General features: G+C 35.9%; 21 protein-coding genes. 13 read left to right on the forward strand and 8 right to left on the reverse strand.

Annotation, left to right across the window (positions count from 1 at the left end):
- Window positions 1-158 precede the first annotated feature (158 nt).
- Together JM81_RS06720 and JM81_RS18395 are read left to right on the forward strand one after the other, a co-directional pair.
- Entirely contained in the window at window positions 159-1,661 is a 1,503-nt protein-coding gene (locus tag JM81_RS06720; RefSeq protein WP_144801597.1) for a M20/M25/M40 family metallo-hydrolase, read from the forward strand.
- Window positions 1,662-1,758: 97 nt separating this feature from the next.
- Entirely contained in the window at window positions 1,759-1,902 is a 144-nt protein-coding gene (locus JM81_RS18395; protein ID WP_179213228.1) for a hypothetical protein, read from the forward strand.
- Window positions 1,903-1,970: 68 nt separating this feature from the next.
- On the opposite strand, the gene JM81_RS06725 is transcribed toward JM81_RS18395, so the two are convergent.
- Both JM81_RS06725 and JM81_RS06730 read right to left on the reverse strand, forming a co-directional pair.
- The gene (locus JM81_RS06725; RefSeq protein ID WP_144801600.1) at window positions 1,971-4,517 is read right to left on the reverse strand and encodes a phosphoenolpyruvate carboxylase; all 2,547 of its coding nucleotides are present in this window, start codon (window positions 4,515-4,517) and stop codon (window positions 1,971-1,973) included.
- A 278-nt stretch (window positions 4,518-4,795) separates the two neighbouring features.
- Window positions 4,796-5,455 (reverse strand): uracil-DNA glycosylase family protein, encoded by a 660-nt coding sequence (locus JM81_RS06730; protein WP_144801603.1) that lies wholly within the window; start codon window positions 5,453-5,455, stop codon window positions 4,796-4,798.
- Between the two features lie 90 nt (window positions 5,456-5,545).
- Here JM81_RS06730 and JM81_RS06735 point away from each other — a divergent pair, with 90 nt between their 5' ends.
- Entirely contained in the window at window positions 5,546-5,674 is a 129-nt protein-coding gene (locus JM81_RS06735; protein WP_089263011.1) for a 30S ribosomal protein THX, read from the forward strand.
- Window positions 5,675-5,676: 2 nt separating this feature from the next.
- On the opposite strand, the gene JM81_RS06740 is transcribed toward JM81_RS06735, so the two are convergent.
- From JM81_RS06740 to JM81_RS06755, 4 genes are all read right to left on the reverse strand, one after another.
- Window positions 5,677-6,042: a hypothetical protein gene (locus tag JM81_RS06740; protein ID WP_144801605.1), complete on the reverse strand. Its 366-nt coding sequence runs from the start codon at window positions 6,040-6,042 to the stop codon at window positions 5,677-5,679.
- Window positions 6,043-6,089: 47 nt separating this feature from the next.
- Complete coding sequence (yaaA, locus tag JM81_RS06745; protein WP_144801608.1) at window positions 6,090-6,851, reverse strand: peroxide stress protein YaaA; 762 nt, start codon at window positions 6,849-6,851, stop codon at window positions 6,090-6,092.
- Window positions 6,852-6,944: 93 nt separating this feature from the next.
- On the reverse strand, window positions 6,945-7,973 hold the full coding sequence (locus JM81_RS06750) for an RluA family pseudouridine synthase (protein ID WP_144801610.1): 1,029 nt from the start codon (window positions 7,971-7,973) through the stop codon (window positions 6,945-6,947).
- Complete coding sequence (locus JM81_RS06755) at window positions 7,970-8,563, reverse strand: PASTA domain-containing protein (protein WP_089263019.1); 594 nt, start codon at window positions 8,561-8,563, stop codon at window positions 7,970-7,972. Before JM81_RS06755 ends, JM81_RS06750 begins: the two co-directional genes overlap by 4 nt.
- Before the next feature lie 173 nt (window positions 8,564-8,736).
- On the opposite strand from JM81_RS06755, the gene JM81_RS06760 reads away from it, so the two are divergent.
- From JM81_RS06760 to JM81_RS06785, 6 genes are all read left to right on the forward strand, one after another.
- Entirely contained in the window at window positions 8,737-9,711 is a 975-nt protein-coding gene (locus tag JM81_RS06760) for a D-alanine--D-alanine ligase (protein ID WP_144801613.1), read from the forward strand.
- Between the two features lie 31 nt (window positions 9,712-9,742).
- On the forward strand, window positions 9,743-10,195 hold the full coding sequence (gene coaD, locus JM81_RS06765) for a pantetheine-phosphate adenylyltransferase (protein WP_144801616.1): 453 nt from the start codon (window positions 9,743-9,745) through the stop codon (window positions 10,193-10,195).
- 122 nt (window positions 10,196-10,317) lie between these two features.
- A complete protein-coding gene (locus tag JM81_RS06770; protein ID WP_144801619.1) occupies window positions 10,318-12,159 on the forward strand; it encodes an ATP-binding protein in 1,842 nt (613 codons plus the stop codon).
- A 116-nt stretch (window positions 12,160-12,275) separates the two neighbouring features.
- A complete protein-coding gene (locus JM81_RS06775; RefSeq protein WP_144801622.1) occupies window positions 12,276-14,129 on the forward strand; it encodes a PAS domain-containing protein in 1,854 nt (617 codons plus the stop codon).
- Window positions 14,116-14,532, forward strand: a complete 417-nt coding sequence (locus tag JM81_RS06780; protein WP_089263029.1) for a response regulator transcription factor — start codon at window positions 14,116-14,118, stop codon at window positions 14,530-14,532. Before JM81_RS06775 ends, JM81_RS06780 begins: the two co-directional genes overlap by 14 nt.
- A 55-nt stretch (window positions 14,533-14,587) precedes the next feature.
- Window positions 14,588-16,336, forward strand: coding sequence for a M14 family metallopeptidase (locus tag JM81_RS06785; protein WP_144801625.1), 1,749 nt, complete (start codon window positions 14,588-14,590; stop codon window positions 16,334-16,336).
- Here the strand turns inward: JM81_RS06785 and JM81_RS06790 are convergent.
- Window positions 16,333-16,923, reverse strand: coding sequence for an NUDIX hydrolase (locus JM81_RS06790; RefSeq protein ID WP_089263101.1), 591 nt, complete (start codon window positions 16,921-16,923; stop codon window positions 16,333-16,335). The genes JM81_RS06785 and JM81_RS06790 overlap by 4 nt on opposite strands.
- Window positions 16,924-16,930: 7 nt before the next feature.
- Between JM81_RS06790 and pyrE the strand changes: the two genes are divergently transcribed.
- Window positions 16,931-17,575 (forward strand): orotate phosphoribosyltransferase, encoded by a 645-nt coding sequence (pyrE, locus tag JM81_RS06795; RefSeq protein WP_144801628.1) that lies wholly within the window; start codon window positions 16,931-16,933, stop codon window positions 17,573-17,575.
- 2 nt (window positions 17,576-17,577) lie between these two features.
- The gene (locus JM81_RS06800; RefSeq protein ID WP_144801630.1) at window positions 17,578-17,970 is read left to right on the forward strand and encodes an SRPBCC family protein; all 393 of its coding nucleotides are present in this window, start codon (window positions 17,578-17,580) and stop codon (window positions 17,968-17,970) included.
- Here JM81_RS06800 and JM81_RS06805 read toward each other — a convergent pair.
- On the reverse strand, window positions 17,967-18,698 hold the full coding sequence (locus tag JM81_RS06805) for a biotin--[acetyl-CoA-carboxylase] ligase (RefSeq protein ID WP_144801633.1): 732 nt from the start codon (window positions 18,696-18,698) through the stop codon (window positions 17,967-17,969). The genes JM81_RS06800 and JM81_RS06805 overlap by 4 nt on opposite strands.
- Before the next feature lie 93 nt (window positions 18,699-18,791).
- Between JM81_RS06805 and rsfS the strand changes: the two genes are divergently transcribed.
- On the forward strand, window positions 18,792-19,169 hold the full coding sequence (rsfS, locus tag JM81_RS06810; protein ID WP_089263038.1) for a ribosome silencing factor: 378 nt from the start codon (window positions 18,792-18,794) through the stop codon (window positions 19,167-19,169).
- A 9-nt stretch (window positions 19,170-19,178) separates the two neighbouring features.
- A complete protein-coding gene (gene ftsH, locus JM81_RS06815; protein ID WP_089263040.1) occupies window positions 19,179-21,182 on the forward strand; it encodes an ATP-dependent zinc metalloprotease FtsH in 2,004 nt (667 codons plus the stop codon).
- The last annotated feature ends 32 nt before the right edge of the window (window positions 21,183-21,214 follow it).

Genomic DNA, 21,214 nt, shown 5'->3' on the forward strand with positions numbered 1-21,214 from the left:
TTTTATGAATGTAATAATAATCTACCCAAAAATACATTGACAAATAAAATTTTAGCATCAATTATAAGCACATCAAAATTCGTAAAAGGATACTGGTCAATCAGCACGCATTTACCACGCTTTTTGTTACATTTAAAGAATATATGATGAACATTGATATGAAAAAATTTCTATTTCTTTTAATTACCATATGCACCGCCCAAAGCTATGCCCAAGATTCTACTTTAATAAAGTCCAAAGTGGCCAATGCCATTACAGAACTTAGGGATTTTGTTTTATTACCAAATGATGCCAATAATGCAGATGATATTGATACCAACCTGTATTGGCTAAGTAAAAAATTTACGGAAAGAGGCTTTAACTCATCCATTCTGGAAACGGAAGGTTTACCCCTATTTTTTGCCGCTTTGCCCATAGACGACAACAAACCAACCATTTTATTCTATATGCACTTTGACGGCCAATCTGTGGACATTTCAAAATGGGACCAAAAAAATCCGTACGAAGTGGTATTAAAATCTAAAGAAGGGGATGGTTGGAAAACCGAATCTTTTGATGCATTGAATGACGATATCAACTACGAATGGAGACTTTTTGGACGTTCTACATCAGATGATAAAGGACCTATTATCATGTTTTTAAACGCAATTGACATCTTACAAAAGGAACAAAAAACCCTACCCTTTAATATCAAAGTAATTTTGGATAGCGAAGAGGAGAAAAGTAGTGCTTCATTGCCAAAAGCGGTACGTGTCTATAGGGATTTATTAAAAGCGGACTATTTAATCATCAATGACGGTCCGGTTCATTCCTCTGGCAAGCCCACCATTGTATACGGTTGTAGGGGTATCACCACATTGTCCATTACTACATATGGACCTTTAAGACCACAGCATAGTGGACACTATGGTAATTATGCACCAAACCCTGGAATGCAACTAGCCCATTTATTGTCATCTCTAAAGGATACCGATGGCAGGGTCCTCGTCAACGGATTCTATGATGGTATAGAACTAGATGAAGCTACTATGGCAGTTTTAAAAAGTGTACCTGACAATGCCAATGAAATAAATACAAATTTAGCAATTGCCAATCCGGAAAAGGTAGGCTCTTTTTATCAGGAATCTTTACAATATCCTTCCTTGAACATTAGGGGGCTGGGTTCCGGTTGGATCGGTAAGAATGCAAGAACAATCGTACCTGCAGAAGCAACCGCTGAACTGGATATAAGATTGGTGCCAGAATCCGATGGCAATAGGTTGAAATCCTTAGTGAAAGAACATATTAAAAATCTTGGTTATCATGTAATGTCCACGGTCCCTACTAGGGAAGAACGTATGAAATTCGATAAAATAGTTACCATTATGGAAGGAAACATAACGGATGCCTTTAGAACAGATTTGACCAACCCTTTTGGCAATGCCTTAGTGAAGACCATGGAATCCAAATTTGGCGAAAAGCCCGTACAGATTAGAATTATGGGTGGTACCGTGCCTATTTCCCCATTTATCAATGAATTAAAAATACCGGCTTTTATCGTGCCTATGGTCAACCCGGACAATAATCAGCATAGCCCTAACGAGAATTTAAAAATAGGACAGATTGCGTATGGAATACAATTATTCCATGCTATACTTCATAGTACCGCCGTTCCCGAATAAATCGTTTTAACAGTTACTAACAAAGGTTTACAAGTGCCTTAACGGAATTTATAATTGATTTTTGTTAGTTTAAAGGTGAACTTAAAAAACGAAGAAAATGGGAATTATAAAAGATAATAAAAAGTTTAAAAGAAAAGTTGAACAAAGTAACCCTACCAATCCTACTGGAAATACAGATGTAGATACCAATAAATTTGATATTGACAAGGGTACAATAAAAGATCAACAAAATAAGATGTAACGATATTGACCTTAATACAAAAGCCCGATCTATAGATCGGGCTTTTTATTTAATATCACTATAGCTTTTTAGGCCGAGTTTCTACTTGCATTAATGTTGCCATATAAAGATCGGGTAACAATCTTCTCATACAGTTCCTTATACTCGGTTCCTTCTCCAATGCGTTGCAGGGCATATTGTTGAATTACCAATAACGGCAATACTATATTTTCCCTTATATTGATTGATTCCCTGGATATGGCTTCTTTTTCCATTAAAATTTCCATACCGGACAATTTGAGCAACATTGCTTTGGAAAGTTCATACTCAGCATGTAAAATATCCCAAAAAGCACCATATTCCTCATTTTCCTTCATATAGCTTGTAAGCTCAAAATAGCATTTGGACAAACTCATCATACTGTTCATCATCAAAGCTTGGAAAAAAGGTACTTGGTCATATAACCTTTTTGCCTCTTCAAACCTGCCATCATCCTCCAAGGTCTTGAGTGCGGATCCTATTCCATAATATCCGGGAACGTTTTGCTTTAATTGGCTCCAAGATCCCACAAAGGAGATTGCACGCAAATCACTAAGTTCCAGTTTGGCCTTATTACCACGTTTACCCGGCCTACTACCAATATTTGCCTTGGTGTAATATTTAAGCGTACTCATATTTTCCAAGTACGGCATAAATTTGTCATGGTGTTTTAGAGCGTCATACTTTTTAAAGCTCAATTCAGAAAGTTCTTCGATCAATGTCCTATCAGCATCGGAAATAGTTATTTCCTTTCCTAAAATGGTATTGGAAAGCCCTGCGGTCAATAGCTGCTCACTGTTATAAATAAACTGTTCCTTTGTTCCATACGTACTGGTAATGGTCTGTCCCTGAATGGTCAATTGAATTTCGTTATTGGCCACCTTATTGGTCTGCGCTGCATAAAAACGATGTGTTTTTCCGCCACCCCTTGCCGGTGGACCTCCCCTACCATCAAAAAATATTGCCGCTATATCATTTTCCTCACATACGGCGGAAAGTGATTCCTTGGTCTTTAAAATGGACCAATTGGCTTTGAGATAACCACCATCTTTGGTACCATCAGAAAAGCCTAGCATTATAGTCTGCTTTTTATTCCTATTCTTCAAATGCGTCTTATATTCCGGTAAATTGAACAAGAACTGCATAGTTGCCTCGGCATTGTCCATACCGTTCATGGTTTCGAACAAAGGCACAATGTCAAAAGTAATATTCTTGCCTGACCAACCACACCATCTAAACAAAGCGTAAACAAAAAGTATAGAGAATACATCTTCAGAATTACTTATGATATAACGGTTACAGCCTTCCTCCCCATTTTTTTCCTGAATAGTCTGTAATTGCCAAATATTTTTAATAGTATCCTTTACGATTTCCTCGTCATAATCATTAGCTGTCAACTGAAGGTCTTCATGTAATAAAATATCTATGAGACGGTCTTGGGATAATTCGCTTAGTTCAGTTTTTATTAGGCCATGTTTTTTTAAAACCTCGGTCATTACCTTAGTATGCATACTATGGTCCTGACGAATATCTATTGTAGCAAAATGTACCTTAAAAATTTTCACCTTATCTATAAAACGATTTAAATCGCTTAAGTAAAGACTCTGGTATTTATCAATTAAAATTGCACGAATTTCTTCCAAGGGTACTATTAGATCATCATAACCGATATCCTTTGTACTATCAAACATAGCAATATACAAATTGGACCGAAGTTTATGCAAAGGTTCCTGCACCGCCTTGAACGTAAGTTTATGCAACAATCCTTTAAGATCATTGTAATAGCACTTCATTAAGGTCAATCGTAGTTCGTTCATTACATCCTTGGTAATATCTGCCGTTACGAACGGGTTACCGTCACGATCTCCACCAGGCCAAAAACCTAACTTAACAATATCATGGTTCTCAAACTTTTTAGCACCAACACTTCCCTTTATATAGGCATACATATCACCAATAGCATCATAGTACACATGTCTTAGGGTATAGATAATATTCTTGGCCTCATCTAAAGGAGTGGGTTTTTTAGCATTGATCAAAGAGGTAAGGCCTAATTGCTGTAACCCCACATCTATTTCATCTATTTTATCTTCAAGGATAAGCGTCCTTAAATTGGTAATAATATCAAGAACCGCCGGGGTATAGAATTGTGTAGGATGGGCCGTTAAAACAATTCTTGCACTAAACGTGCTCAACTTGTCCCAAATGGTATCCCACGCATTGTTCTTCTCAACCAACTGAAAATAGTCCTTTAACGATAATGAACTAGAGTGCTTGTGTAATTTTGGAAACGCTGCATCTTCCACACTATCATAAAGCACCACTTGGCGCTCTACATATTGTATAATGCGAAACATAAAATCTATTTGCTCCTTTTCAGATTTTGTATCCACAAAATTCTCAAAAAAGTTTTCTAGGATTTCCTTGGGATTTAACCCGTTGCTCAACCCTTTTTCCGACTGATTCAGTAATAAAGGAATTAGCATACCTACATTCTCAATATTCTCGTACGGAAGATTAAGAAATAGACTATTGTAAACATTAAACTTATTCTGGACAGACTTCTTAAATTCTGCCAACCTTTCTTTTTGCTGCATATTTCAAAAACTTTATGCCACTAACTATTTGGCAAACATGATAAATTTCGTGTATAAATATCGCTAATCCTAAAGAATCTAGGGCATGATTTTAGCGAAATATCAGAATACTGGCAGGATACCACAAAATTGTACGTATTCACAACAAATATTCCAAAAAACCGCATTGCCCCTATACCTTTACTTTGTAATTAAGTAAATAAATTTTCATTTTCATATAGTGTTCTCGTAAAAGAGTCTTGTCTACAAAGCAAGACTCTTTTTAGTTTATACCACTTTTAAAAAAAATCCTTATACTGCATTACACGAAAATCCAATGTAGTAAACTCCGGGTTGTTCAATTTTAATTTTTTGTAACGTTCCAAACTCCCAACTGCCCTATTTGCAGCCCCGGATGGTGCCGTTAGCGATACGGTCTTAATCTCCACTCCTGTTTTTGGATGTATAAACCTATGTATCCTAGGAACCTCATCGCTAATTTTTTTTAAGGAGATACCATAATCCTTTAAGTGCTTACGAAAAAAAAATTCCGGACCATTTTTACTGTTACCCCCCGTAAACAATAATGTTTCTACTTTAGGATATTCCTCAAGATAGGATAAAACATTACGCAGAACAATATGTTGCATGCCAATATCGGAAGCATCTATTTTATTTCTTTTGGCCGCAGCGACTATATCACATATACCAATTTTATGTTGTTTAAGAAAGCGCTTTCGTTGGTCTACCGCTTCTTGTGTGGTCTCAAACCTTAAGTTTAAATTGAAGATACGGTCCAATATGGGCCATAATTGACCATCACGACTGCCATAACAGAAGTCTACATCACCCTCCTTTAATTCTCCGGTGGTAAACCTTGGTGGCGGCAAGGTACCTACAATTAACTTTACTGTATCTTTTTGTATAAATGGTTTGTAAGGATGGATATGTAAAAACATAAACGGGTCAAGGGTTTAATTACATGAGTCCAAGAAAATAACCATTCCTTTCTAAATTACTAACTTTAAATGAATGTATAAACTTAAATTATGGGCAAAGGAGACAAAAAATCTAAAAAAGGAAAAATTTCAAATAATTCCTATGGAGCCAGAAGACCTAGGAAAATTAAAAAAAGACCTACAGTTGAAGAAAAAATAAAGGTGAGCAAGAAAAAATAAAACTATTCATCTATTCTAAATGTCAGCGCTATATTTTCCTCTTCATCAATGGTTATTTGATACGTATAAAAACCAACAGGCAATGTATCTGAAGGCACTTCCTCAGGAAAATAATTATAACTTGTTGAATCTGTTAAAATGGTCAATGCAGTAGTTTGGTATGCCGTATCATATTCCAAATATGATGAAAATTCGTCAGGTGCAATATTTTCATAAACGGTGTCGCGTTGGGTTACCCGTACCTCGTTAAAAAAGAATGGGGTACTATTTTGTATCCTTATGTTTACCATATCAATATTATCATCCCTATCGGTACAAGAAAACAAAAGAACCAAACCAAGAACAGCAAGTAAAAATACCCTTTTCATATATGTTATTTAACTATAGTCAATAACGTAAAAGCGTAGATAATATTTTACCTTATGAATACGGGCTGGTTCTGTTTTACGGTATGTTCTGGGCTAAATTGGTAATCATCCAAATTAAATCCTTTTATTTCTTCCAAGGTATTTGCATTGTGATCAATGATATACCGTACCATAGACCCCCTAGCCTTCTTAGCAAAAAAACTGATGATTTTTAGTTTATCATTTTTCCAATCTTTAAAAACGGGAGTAATGATAGTTGCCTTAATATTTTTGGGCTGTAATACATTATAATATTCATTACTGGCAAGATTGACCAACAATTCTCCTTCTTTCATCTCATTATTTACAAATTTAGTGAGCCTATCTCCCCAATATTCGTATAGGTTTTTTTTTCTTCCAATTTTTAACGAGGTACCCATTTCCAATCTGTAAGGTTGCATAAGGTCCAGAGGTTTTAAAATACCGTATTGGCCCGATAAAATTCGTAGCTTATGTTGAAGTTCCATTATTTTATCCTCTGACATGGAATAGGCATCCAACCCTTGGTACACATCTCCACTAAACGCAAATATTGCCTGCCTGGCATTTTTTGGTGTAAAAGGAGTGGTAAAATCTTGATTTCGCTGCCAATTCAATTCTGCCAATTTATCTGATATGGACATAAGCTCTGACAGGGCCTTAGGTTTTTTCTTGGACAATATCTTATTGAGCTTAATGGCATCATCTATAAAGTTGGGTTGTGTATATTCCTTTACAGCAAGTGTACTCTCATAATCCAATGATTTGGCCGGCGAAATAATAATTTTCATAATGCAATTTTATTTGACCACAAAAATAAAGAGGAAATAAGGGAAGACCAATAGAATCTTATATAAGACTTTTAATGATACTATTGAAAAATCCTATTCTATACTGTTTTTAGTATATTGACGCCACTTTTCTATAGCATTGACCATATCTTCCGGTAATTCAGAATCAAAACTCATATGCTTGCCCGTGACCGGATGAGTAAATCCTAAAGTTTTAGCATGTAAGGCTTGTCTGGGCAGTAACTTAAAGGTGTTTTCTACAAATTGCTTGTACTTGGTGAAGGTAGTACCTTTTAATATACGTTCTCCCCCATAACGCTCGTCATTGAACAAGGTATGTCCTATATATTTCATATGCACACGTATTTGGTGCGTTCTACCGGTTTCCAATCTACACGATACCAATGTAACATACCCCAAACGTTCCAGTACCTTAAAATGCGTTACAGCTTCTTTACCTTCTTCACCATCTGGAAAAACATGCATCTGTAGCCTGTTTTTAGGATTTCTCCCTACATTTCCTTCAATAGTACCTTCATCTTCCTCCACATTACCCCAAACCAAGGCAATATATTCACGCTCAGAAGTTTTATCAAAAAATTGCTTTGCCAAATGGGTCATTGCGGCTTCGGTCTTTGCAACGACCAACAATCCGGAAGTATCCTTATCTATCCTATGAACTAATCCTGGTCGTTCGTTACTGTTTACCGGTAAGTTATCCGTATGGTGTATAAGTGCATTGATCAAGGTTCCCGAATAATTGCCATGACCGGGATGTACTACCATACCTGCAGGTTTATTAACCACCAAAAGCACTTCATCCTCATAGACAATATCCAATGGAATATCTTCTGGAATCAATAAGAATTCATGTGGTGGATGCTCAAACATGACTTTTACCTCATCTCCCGCCTTTACCTTGTAATTAGATTTTACTATTTCGTCATTTACCCAAACATGACCATCTTTTGCTGCTTGTTGAATTTTGTTCCGTGTAGCGTTCTCTATAAAGTTCATTAAAAACTTATCTACCCTTAACGGCACTTGACCTTTTGAAGCTATAACACGATGGTGTTCAAAAAGTTCGCCATCTTCATTTTCGGGTTGTTCAATATTGCTCATTCCTGTTCTGAATCTGCCTTTATTATAGCACGTTCCGGTATTGAACCATTACCACAAATCAATTCTATTTTTGATGTCTTAGGTAATTTATCACCTGGCTTAATATATTTTCCCTTAAATTTTAATTGGTACACCATATCCTTACCCAATTCATCTACATAAGTAACGCGCTCAACATCCAGACCAACAGCCTTTAGCATAGAAGAAGCATTTCTCTTGGTTACTTGTATTATTTTTGGCACGGTCACTTTCTTATAGCCAGAAGGGTTTACGGTGAAATATATTTTCCTATTGGTCTTTACCTTGGCCCCGGCAGAAGGGGTTTGTTCTATAATAGAAAACCTAGGATAATCTGGATTGTAATTCGCCGAATCTAAAACCTCATATCTAAGACCTGCATCTTCAATGGATTTTCGCATTTCCATGACCGATTGTTTAGAAAAGTCCGGAACCTCCACAAATTCACCATGATTAGTGGTGCTTTTAAGCCAATTCAAGACTAAAAAAATTATGATTATGGAAAATAAAAGGGCGAGACCTAACTGAATTAAAAAGGTCTTACTCCTTAAAAAATTTAAAAAATTTCTCATACGTACAGTTTGACCCAACAAATATAGTAAATGCCCCCTTACCAATTGGCGGCTTCTTTTCGTAAGTTCCCTTCAACTTTATCAACCCTTAACGAAAATTAATGGTGGATGTCCCTTTTTTATTTTGCTCCAATACGTCATCTTTGCCATAACATTCTCTTTTTGTATAATTCATGAAAAAAAATATAGCAATTATAATGGGCGGCTATTCCAGCGAATATAAAATTTCGCTTAAAAGTGGCAATGTAGTCTATACTTATTTGGATAAAGAAAAGTTTAATTTATACCGTATACATATTTTTAAGGATAAATGGGTTTATGTAGATGATGCCGGTACAGAAGTACCAATTGACCGTAACAACTTTTCCATATCTTTAAATGGCACCACCATAACCTTTGATTGTGTTTTTAATGCCATACATGGAACGCCAGGAGAAGACGGACTCATGCAGGCCTATTTTAAACTGCTGAACATACCGCATACTTCTTGTGGATTTTACCAAGCCGCACTTACCTTTAACAAAAGAGATTTGCTTAGTGTTTTAAAACCATATGGCATAAAATCCGCCCCTGCCTATTATTTGAATTTAGGGGACAAAATCAATGAAACAGATATTATAAATAAAGTGCAATTACCATGTTTTGTTAAGGCTAATAAATCTGGTAGTAGCTATGGTATAACCAAAGTCTATAAAAAGGAAGAATTAAAAAACGCCATTACCACAGCCTATAAAGAGGATGATGAAATTATTATTGAAGGTTTTTTGGAAGGTACGGAAGTTTCTGTTGGTGTATTAAAAATCAATGGAATTACCACGGTATTACCTATTACGGAGATTGTAAGTGAAAACGATTTTTTTGATTACGAAGCTAAATATGAAGGTAAATCCCAAGAAATAACCCCGGCAAGAATCAATGACGAGCAACTTGCCAATGTAACCACCGTATCCAAAAAAATATATGATATACTGAAAATGACCGGTTTTTCCAGAAGCGAATTTATTTTTATTGGCAATGAACCGTATTTGTTGGAGATGAATACCACACCAGGATTGACCACAGAAAGTATTTTACCCCAACAGGCCAAAGAAGCAGGTATAACCTTGCCCCAGCTATTTGAAAATGCCATTATAGAAGCATTGTCCTAATTTGTCTATATTTAGAACGTAAAATTAATTTATGAGACGCGCAATTTTTCCCGGTTCTTTTGACCCCTTGACCTTGGGGCACCATGATATCATTATGCGGGGTATTACCCTTTTTGATGAAATAATTATTGCCATAGGTAAGAATGCCGATAAAAAATATATGTTCACATTAGAGCAGCGCATAAAATTCATTACTGAAACTTTTAAGGACCAACCTTCCATTTCGGTAAAATCCTATCAAGGGCTTACGGTAGATTTTTGTAAGAAAGTAAACGCCAATTTTATTTTAAGGGGACTAAGAAATCCAGGGGATTTTGAATTTGAGAAGGCTATTGCCCATACGAACAGAAAACTATCTGAGATAGAAACCGTGTTTTTATTGACCTCATCGGGCAAATCCTATATCAGTTCCTCTATTGTAAGGGATGTAATACGTAATAATGGTGATTACACCGGGCTGGTACCTCCTTTTGTAAGAAAATAGAGAAAAAGACCCTTTACACCACACAAAAACAGTTTTCAACAACACTTATTGATAAAATGACAACAAATCGGCTTTAAAAATTAAAATATTCCATTATTTTAGTAGGAAAATTCTTTCCGACTATGCTAAAATCAAATAAGAGTATCATATCGTCCTTAGATTGGATTGCACAAATTCCCTCCTCCATTGCAATCATAGATACCGATCTAAAATTAAAAAGCGCTTCTCCAAAATGGCTTTCAATATTTAATTTTTGTTTAGAAAAAATCAAGGACCAACAAATTCTTGACCTATTTCCACAATTAGGACCAGAGTTCCAAACAAGGCTATCTTATAGTCTAGATGGTCTCAGGGATATAAAATTTAAGTATAGCCCTATCCTCCAAACGGATACACAGCAAAATTCATTTTGGCATTTAAACCCTTGGAAAGATGGTTACGGAAATATAATTGGCGTTATTATTAAAGTAGAAACCATATCAAAAGCTCAAGAACTGCAATGGGAATTAAATAAGACAAAACGCCTTCTAAATGAAAAGAGTTCCATTGCACAAATAGGCAGCTGGGAATACGATATCAAGGAAAACAATTTACAGTGGACACCTGCAGTATATAAGATTTATGGCGTTACCAATGAATTCATACCTACTATAGAAAAGGCCATTCATTTTTATTTACCTGAAACCTCTAGAAAAACCATAAAGGATTCCTTGAAAAATGCCATACAATCCGGCTTACCTTGGAATGAAAAATTGAAATTAAAACAAAAGGACGGTACGGTTATCTGGGTAAATTCCATAGGGCGCCCAAAATTTAAGGATGGCAAGTGCACAAGAATAATTGGTACCATACAAAATATTACCGATACCATTCTAGCAAATTCAACAACGCCCACCGTAGAACCAGCCAAGTATCCCTTATTTGAAAAGGTCCCTTTTGGTTTAGCTATTATTGATCGGTCATCTGGGCAAATTAAAGATGTAAACAATAGACTTCTACAACTCACGGAATTTGAGAAAACGCATTTCCTTCAACGACGTTTCACTGAATTTATCAAAAAAACCCAGCAAACGGACTTTGGCATGCTTAGTAAGCAATTATCGGATAGCGGTGAGTTCAGTGCATTTAAAACTACATTTACCACCAAGAACAATAAGAATATTACTATACAGATTTATGGGACAGTTCTTCAGGGTGATATAGATGACAATATACTTTGCACTATTGAAAATATCTCATCACAAACCAACTTGGAAAGAAATTTTAAGAAGACCATTAGGCTATCCAAGGAAAAAAATGAAAAGCTATTGAACTTTGCCCATATGGTGTCTCACAATCTTAAGACGCATGCCACCAACTTTTCGTTACTGCTTAACTTTTTAAATGCAGAAAATGGCGTGCACGAACGTAAGAAATTAATGAATATGTTGTTTAGTGCATCTGACAACTTAACGGAAACAATAAAAGGATTAAGGGAAATAGTTGAGATACGTTCCAATATTAATCTAGAAAAAAAATCACTTTCCCTCAACGAACATGTTTTCCTAGTGGAGCAAAATGTAGCCGGTCTATTAAAGGAGACCAAAGGTAAAATTGTCAATGAAATAGCAGATACCGTAACAATTAAAGCATTGCCCGCATATCTCAATAGTATTTTGACCAATTGCATTACAAACGCTATCAAATACAGAAAAGAAGGAAAAAGTCCCATAATCATAATTAGTGCCAAGGAAGAAAAAAATTATACGGTATTGAGCATTGAGGACAACGGAATTGGTATTGATCTTGAAAAACATGGCGACAAACTCTTTGGGCTATACAATACCTTTCATAGAAATATGGATTCTAGAGGAATTGGCCTGTATATAACCAAAAATCAAATAGAGGCAATGAACGGTAAAATAAGCGCAATGAGCACTGTAGGACAAGGAACAACCTTTAAAATTTATTTCAATAAAAATTGATGAAGATTATCTAAAATTGGCCCTATATCCTATTACACAACGTAATTTGAAGCATTCACAACAAATATACCTTAAACCTACAAACACCAACTAATTTAGTAAGAAATTACATCGGTATGATTAAAGTTCCCCAAACTACGACTACTTCATTCTTAATTAAACAATTGCCAACACCAACGGCATTTGTTGATACCAATTTTAATATTGTACATACATCCGATAAATGGATGCAGTTGTTCAGTAAACAAAATAAAGCAAACAAAAAGACCAGTCTTTTTAAATTGTTTCCCAATCTAAGCCCAAAATGGAAAAATGTATTGGAAAACTGTTTTAAAGGTAAGCCCCAACCCTTAGGAATTCACCAAGCACTGGACGATAACAATAATGAAGTATGGTATGAGTGGTCCAATTCTCCTTGGTACAATACTGATGAAGAAATTATTGGGGCAATTATTCAGATTACAGATATTACCGATTCTATAAACAGCGAGTTGGAACTCAATAAAAAGGACCAATTGCTAAAACAGCAAGCCGAAATCACCAAAATTGGTAGATGGGAGTATGATGTCAACAATAATATTTTAACCTGGTGCGACATTACCAAGGCCATTCATGAAGTACCTCCACATTTTACCCCTAATATTGAAAACGCCATATATTATTATAAGGAAGGGCATAGCCGTAATGCTATATCCATGGCACTTTTTGAAGCCCAGGAAAAAGGTAAGGCATGGAGCAACTTAAAATTACAAATTGTAACGGCAAATGGAGATGAAAAATGGGTGATGTCTGGCGGTAAACCTATTTACCACAACGGTGAATTGGTTGGGTTAATAGGCACTTTTCAAGATATACAGGAACAGGTAGATGCAGATAACAAAACCCTGAACAATGAAAAATTGCTGAGAACCTTGATCGATAATCTACCGGTAAACGTTTATATAAAAGATACAGAGTCCAGAAAAATACTGGTCAATAAAGCAGAATGCGATTTTTTGGGGGTTGATAGTCCTGAAGAAATTTTAGGTAAGAGTGATTTTGACTTGTATCCTGCTGAATCTGCCGCAAGATCAAGAGAAGAGGACTTAAGGGTAATGAATACCTTAAAACCTATTATCGGTAAAGAGACGCTCAACATAAAATTAGATGGTAAGGAAACCTCTTTTTTAAGTTCCAAAATTCCATTGCTGAACAACAAAGGGGTTGCCTATGGTATTGTGGGCATCAGTTTGGATATTACCGCACTAAAAGAAAAGGAAACAGAGCTTAGAAATATCATCAACATTGCATCTATTCAAAATAAAAAACTGTTGAATTTTGCGCATATCGTATCGCATAACCTAAGATCGCATTCTGCAAATTTCAGCATGCTGCTCGACTTTTTAAACGATGAGGAAGATGAGGATGAGAAAAAACGGATTATTAAGATGCTATCTGATTCCTCCAATAATTTATTGGAAACTTTGGACAATTTAAACGATGTTATTTCAATAAATACCAATACCAATATTGATAAAAAATCAATCAACCTATATAATAAGGTATTGGATGTACATCAATATTTAACAGGATATCTTCTTAACAACAAGGCGGAGATAAAGAATACTATACCAAAAACGTTTAAGGTAAAATCAGTACCTTCTTATTTGGACAGTATATTAAATAATTTCATTACTAATGCCGTAAAATATAAGGACCCCAAAAGAAACTCTAAAATTGTACTAAGTGCATACAAGGAAGATGGTTATTCCGTATTGACCATTGCAGACAATGGCTTGGGAATTGATCTTGAAAAACATGGCAAAAAATTATTTGGCATGTACAAAACGTTCCATGAGCATAAAGATGCTAGAGGTATTGGTCTTTACATTACAAAAAATCAAATAGATGCCATGAACGGTAAAATTGAAGTGAGCAGTGAAGTAGGAAAAGGAACGGAATTCAAAATATTCTTTAATGACAAAAATTAGTGAAATCACTATAATCGATGATGATGCTATTACGGTTTTTGGTTTAAGAAAGTTAATTAGCCTTGCCGTTGAATGCGATATTATTGAATCTTATGCAAACGGGTTGTTGGCCATAGATGCCATGAAAGAAAAACTACATAAAAATAAACCTATCCCTAAAATATTATTTTTAGACATCAATATGCCTATAATGGACGGATGGGAATTTTTAGAAGCGTTTATACAATTACCCATTAAGGATAGGGTACGAATTAATATCGTTACATCTTCAATAGATCCCTATGACAAAAAACAATGGGAACATTACAGGACCAAAAGCCACCATTTGATCACGTTCAATCAAAAACCAATTGATAAATCCAAAATAGAGGATATAACAAAAATTGCCGAAAGCGTAAACTAATGATTAAATTTGTGCTTGTTTAACCGCATGCACACGCTTAATCCTTATTCCGGCAATGAGATCATTACTTCTATTTGTTATCTTTTCCCTATTATTTTCATGTAAAAAGGTTGAGGAAAACTACATACAGGAATTCCCTACCCCTTTTGAACAATCCAATAAAGAAGAAACGGCCACATATGAGGAGGTTTTGGATTTCTATAAAAAACTTGCCAAAGAGTTCTCCAGTATAAATATGCAAACTATTGGCACTACAGATAGTGGCCATCCATTACATGTCGTCACCTTTAGCCCAAAAGGCAACTTTAACTTTAAAAAGCTTAGCGTTGACCATACATTAATGCTAATAAACAATGGTATTCACCCAGGTGAAAGTGATGGTATTGACGCTACAATGCTTTTATTCAGGGATTTGGCCAGTCAAAAAATAGAAAGTCCCAAACAAACCATCATTGCAACTATCCCAATCTATAATATTGGAGGGGCATTAAACAGAAACAGTACCACCAGGGCAAACCAAAATGGCCCAAAGGCATACGGTTTTAGAGGTAATGCCAGAAATTATGACCTTAATAGGGATTTTATAAAGAACGACACCAAAAATGCGGCAACTTTTGCCGAGATCTATCACCTTATCAATCCTGATGTTTTTATTGATAATCATGTAAGCAATGGTGCAGACTATCAATATACCCTTACGCACCTTTTTACCCAACATAATAAATTGGGTGGTGCTTTAGGTAATTATGTCCATCAACAATTTATGCCCCTTTTAAAGGATTCCCTTTTACAGGACAATTGGGAAATTACCCCCTATGTCAATGTTTTCAATAAACCACCGGAAACCGGATTTCAACAATTTATGGACCACCCAAGATATTCCACCGGATACACCACCCTTTGGAACACTTTGGGCATGATGGTTGAAACCCATATGTTGAAACCTTATAAAGAACGCGTAGCGGGCACCTATGAACTCATGAAGAATATGATTGCCTTAAGTGATATTGAAGGTCCTAAAATTAAGGAATTGCGCACATTGAGGGCCAAAGAGTTGGCAGATGCTCAATATTACCCTATTGCATGGCAAGTAGACACAACAAAATCCAGTACAATTAAATTTAAGGGGTTTACAGCAGATACCATTACTAGTGAGGTTACAGGTTTTCCTAGATTAAAATTCAATAGACAGGCCCCAATAGAGAATGAAATTGAATACAAGGACTTTTTTATGGCATTGGATTCTATTGAAATACCCAAAGCCTATGTAATTGGCAAACAATGGTCTTGTATCATAGATAGATTGAACATGAACCGTATACAATATGAAACCATTAAAACGGACACCCTCATCCAAATTGAATCTTACAGCATTACGGATTACCAAACAATGAGTGCTCCTTATGAAGGTCATTACCTTCATTATAACACCCAACTTTCAAAAGAAGATAGAGCTCAAAATTTTTATGCCGGCGATATTATTGTACCGGTTGATCAACCTGGTATTAGATATATCATTGAGACCTTGGAACCATCAGCTAAGGACTCGTTTTTCAACTGGAACTTTTTTGACACCATTTTACAGCAAAAAGAAGGATTTTCACCGTATGTTTTTGAAGACACCGCAATACAGATACTTAAAAATAATCCCGATTTACAAACTGCCTTTGAGAATAAAAGGAATACTGATCCAAAATTTAAGGAAAATTGGTATTCACAATTAGATTGGCTGTTTAAACAAAGTGATCTATATGAAAAGGCACATATGCAATATCCTATATATAGGATTGCACGTATAGATTAATCCCCTTCAAATAAAATCTTGATATTGGCATAGGAATTCTGTAGCGCCTTTTGGATCTTTATAGGTCCTTTCCATCGTACCTTGACGATTCCCTCTTTTTTCTCCGGTTTCAACTTACCGTTATAATCGGTCTTCATTGCATACCAATGCACTTGTTTTAGGGTATAGATGCCACCGTTCTTAAAAATATGGTATGTGGTGCGTAAAAAGTTTTCAATCTTTAATCCTTTGACCCCGGTTTCTTCCATGACCTCGCGTATGGCACAATCCTCTATTGATTCGCCTTTATCCAATTTACCCTTGGGCAAGTCCCACTTATCGTTCCTATATATAAACAATACCTTTCCTTCCTCATTGGTTACCACCCCTCCGGCCGCTACCACCAAAGGAATTTCCTTGGTGAATTTTTTTAAAATTTCCTCATGGTTTGGATGATAGATATAAGCCTCCGTTAATTTTTTCTTTTTTAAAGATTTAATTGCTTCTTGAATTGAATCTTGGTTGAGTAGAAAATACTCCCCATTTGCCGTTTCTGATAGTTTATTTGTTAAAATCAAAGGCAATTCATTGACAAAAACTTTATACATTTGCATCATGGTTTTAGACAAAAACACGGCTAAAAAAACAGCAGAGCTTCTGCTGCAAATTAATGCAATAAAATTGAAACCCGAAAATCCTTTTACATGGGCTTCTGGTTGGAATTCTCCTATCTATTGCGACAATAGAATTTTATTGTCCTACCCTATTATAAGAAATTATATTAGGGATGAAATGGCTAAGCAGGTAGAGCAACTCTACGGCAAGCCAGATTGCATTGTGGGTGTTGCTACAGGGGCCATAGGAATTGGGGCATTGGTAGCAGACAAGCTTAACCTACCCTTTGTTTATGTAAGGCCCCAACCAAAGTCACACGGCAGACAAAACCAGATTGAAGGGCATTTGGAGGCCAACCAGTCCGTAGTGGTCATAGAAGACCTTATCAGCACTGGCAAAAGTAGCCTTAATGCCGTTGATGCTTTGCGTGACCAAAAGGCAAACGTAAAAGGAATGTTGGCAATTTTTACTTATGGTTTTCAAACCGCATTGGATAATTTTAAGGATAAAAATACGGAGCTGCATACTTTAAGTAGTTATGAGTATCTAATAGAACAAGCATCTGAAACAGGCTATGTAAAAGATGATCAGTTAAAAACATTAATGGAGTGGAGAAAAGACCCTTCTAAATGGACAAATAAATAAATATGTTTATAGAATCGCCAAAGGCAGAAGTTGCTAAAACGCAAGAGGAGACTTATAATTTCTTAAATGACCTGTCAAATTTTAGACAATTAATGCCAGATAACATTGATAAATTTGAAGTCCTATCGGAAAACCGGTTTCTTTTTGCATTAAAAGGAATGCCGGAAATTGTCCTTGAAAAAAAAGAGGAAACCCCATATAATAAATTGGTGCTTGGGGCGGCAAGTGATAAACTTCCCTTTACGTTAACTGCGGATATTATAGAACTATCCACTGAAAAAAGTGAGGTTACCTTAAGTTTTAATGGTGAATTTAATGCCATGATGGCCATGATGATCAAGACCCCTATCACCAATTTCATTAAAACACTTTCAACAAATTTGGCCAAAGTTTAGTACTGCAGCTGAACTTCCTTTAACCCAAATTCCCGTAAAGTACCATCATCTAGCTCAACTTTGAGCATACCACTTTTACTTACCCCTGTAATACTTCCGGATAGCATATTCTTATCTTGGTCCATAAAATAGCTATGCTCCCCATTTTTAAATAAATTGGATTCATAGGATTTATAGAGCCTTTCCTCCATGTCAACCATAGGTTTTTTTAAATGCCGGTGTAAATGATCAACCAGAATGCCGAAAATGTTCTCCAAGTTCTGTTCGCTACCAAAAATATTGATCAAAGAAGAAGCATTTGGGGCATAATTAAAGGCCACTTGGTTTACATTTAGTCCAAAACCAATGATACTCCTTTTTATTTTACTGCCAGCCAGCATATTCTCTATTAAAATACCACCAATTTTTGAATTACCTGACAGAATGTCGTTAGGCCATTTTACACTTAAGTTTGGCACTCCCAATGTCTGCAAAGCCTCTAAAATTGCTAGTGAAACCGAAATACTAAGTACAAACATTTTATCCACGGGAATAGCTAAATCTTTTTTTAAAATACTGATTGCTAGATTTTTACCTTCTTCAAACTCCCATTTACTATTTAATTGTCCCCTACCTGCCGTTTGATTTTTCGTCATTACAACCGTAAAATCATTTAAATTGGTCTGGGTCGATAATTCTTTCAAATAAGTATTTGTAGAGGCCGTGGCATCAAGTTTGATTATTTGCATTTGCGGTACATATTGTTATTCTTTAATGTATTGTTAAAAACTAGACCTAAAAGAACAAAAAAATAATAACTTTGTAAAAATTAAAATTTTTGAATGCAGGAAAGAAAAGCTAGCGTAGATGAGTTAATTGCATTAATTATACAAGGAGTTGACGAAGTAAAAGGACACAATATAAATCTATTGGATTTAAGAGAAATTGAAAATACCGTTTGTGATTACTTCATAATTTGTAACGGTACATCCAATACGCATGTAAATGCGATTGTAGGATCAATCCAAAAAACAGTAAGCAAAGCAATTCAAGATAAACCTTGGCATGTAGAAGGCGAGGATAATGCCGAGTGGGTACTAATGGACTATGTAAACGTCGTAGTTCATGTATTCCAAAAGCAAGTTCGTGAATATTACGATATAGAAGGCCTATGGGGTGACGCAAAGTTCACGGTCATAGATAGCAGCGTTAATCAATAAAAAATTAAAATGGCAAAAGAAAACAAAACAAATCCAAAAAAACCAAAATTTAGCTCTTGGTGGATTTATGGATTGGTAGCAGTATTACTTATAGGCTTTCAACTATTTAGTAGTGATGATTTGGCAAGTACCAATAAGACAACTACCTCAGAACTTCAAGAATATTTACGGAACGGGGATGTCAAGAAAATTCTGATCATCACAAACACCAACCAGGCAAAGGTGTTTTTGACCGATGAGGCAATTGCAAAAGATGTCCATAAGGACGTTAACGAAAAGTCGTTTTTGCCCACATCTGACAATGTACCCCAATACACGTTAGATTATGGTGATCTTCAAATATTCCAGAATGAAATTACCGATATTAAAAAGGAGAACAATTTAGATACCATCATAGAATTTGGAAAGGAATCAACGGCCATTATAGATTTCTTACTGTCCTTGTTGCCTTTTGTACTTATCATTGGTATATGGATTTATTTGATGCGTAGAATGTCCGGCGGTGGCGGTGGAGGCGCAGGAGGTCAAATTTTCAACATTGGAAAATCAAAGGCTAAACTGTTCGATGAAAAGACAGATACAAGAACATCGTTCAAGGATGTTGCCGGTTTAGAAGGCGCAAAGGAAGAAGTTGAGGAGATTGTTGAGTTCCTAAGAAATCCGGACAAGTATACCTCCTTAGGTGGTAAAATACCTAAAGGTGCATTATTGGTAGGCCCTCCAGGTACCGGTAAGACATTATTGGCAAAAGCGGTTGCCGGAGAAGCCAAAGTTCCTTTCTTCTCGTTATCTGGTTCAGATTTCGTAGAAATGTTCGTTGGTGTAGGTGCATCTAGGGTACGTGACCTTTTCAAACAAGCAAAAGACAAATCGCCTGCTATCATATTCATTGATGAAATTGATGCCATAGGTAGAGCAAGGGGTAAAAATAACTTCACGGGGTCTAACGATGAGCGTGAGAATACCCTTAATCAGTTATTAACGGAAATGGATGGTTTTGGCACCAATACTAACGTAATTGTATTAGCCGCCACCAACCGTGCCGATGTATTGGATAAAGCATTGATGCGTGCCGGTAGATTTGACCGTCAAATATATGTTGACCTACCGGATATTCGTGAGCGTAAGGAAATTTTTGAAGTTCACCTAAGACCCATTAAAACCCTGGAAACGTTAGATTTGGACTTTTTGGCTAGACAAACCCCAGGATTTTCTGGAGCGGATATTGCCAATGTTTGTAATGAAGCAGCATTAATTGCAGCAAGAAACGAGAAAAAAGCAGTTGACAAGCAAGATTTCCTTGATGCGGTAGATAGAATCGTTGGTGGGCTTGAAAAGAAAAATAAGATTATAACTCCAGGAGAAAAAGAAACCATAGCTTACCATGAAGCCGGTCATGCCACTACGAGTTGGATGCTGGAACATGCCGCTCCATTGGTCAAGGTAACCATTGTACCAAGAGGCCAATCTTTAGGTGCCGCATGGTACTTGCCCGAAGAGCGTTTAATCGTAAGACCTGAGCAAATGTTAGATGAAATGTGTGCTACTATGGGCGGTAGAGCTGCAGAAAAAGTCATCTTTAACAAAATATCTACCGGTGCGTTAAGTGATTTGGAAAAGGTAACCAAACAAGCTAGGGCCATGGTTACCATTTACGGACTTAATGATGAAATAGGAAATATAACCTATTACGATTCTTCAGGTCAAGACTCTTACGGATTCTCCAAACCATATAGTGAGGACACTGCTAGAAAAATAGATGCTGAAATCTCTAAGATAATAGAAGAACAATATCAAAGAGCCATAAAAGTCCTAACGGAAAATAAGGATAAACTTACCACTTTGGCAGAAAGATTATTGGAGAAAGAAGTTATCTTTAAGGAAGATTTGGAAAAAATCTTTGGCAAACGAAATTTCGAAAAAGATATCTTAGCTTTAGAAAACGAAAAAAAACTGAACGAAGAGAAAGATTCTACGGAAATAGAAGATCAGGAAATTACAGAGAATAACTAATATTGCATTAATTTAACCGGCAATTGTTATAA

The sequence above is a fragment of the Maribacter sp. MAR_2009_72 genome (genome assembly GCF_007827235.1).
Lineage (GTDB): Bacteria > Bacteroidota > Bacteroidia > Flavobacteriales > Flavobacteriaceae > Maribacter > Maribacter sedimenticola.